The sequence below is a fragment of the Pseudoflavonifractor phocaeensis genome (assembly GCF_016901735.1).
In the GTDB taxonomy this organism is placed as follows: Bacteria; Bacillota; Clostridia; order Oscillospirales; family Oscillospiraceae; genus Pseudoflavonifractor_A.
The window spans coordinates 1-247 of record NZ_JACLZC010000247.1 but is presented as its reverse complement, the minus strand read 5'-3'; the positions used below and the strand labels follow the sequence as shown (position 1 = coordinate 247).

The following is a 247-nucleotide window of genomic DNA, read 5'->3' as shown; positions in this document are numbered from 1 at the left end:
AATAAATCCTCTGGTTTGGCCTCTTCCGCGTTCGCTCGCCACTACTGGCGGAATCTCGGTTGATTTCTCTTCCTCGCCCTACTTAGATGTTTCAGTTCAGGCGGTTCCCCACGTACGCCTATTTGATTCAACGCACGTTGACAGAGTATTGCTCTGCCGGGTTTCCCCATTCGGAAATCTGCGGGTCAAAGCTTATGTGCAGCTCACCGCAGCTTATCGCAGCTTGTCACGTCCTTCTTCGGCTCCT

1 rRNA gene is annotated in these 247 nt (G+C 52.6%); it reads right to left on the bottom strand.

What is annotated here, in order from left to right:
* Positions 1-246 (bottom strand): 23S ribosomal RNA (locus H7U37_RS16610); the annotation flags it as partial.
* Position 247 lies beyond the last annotated feature (1 nt).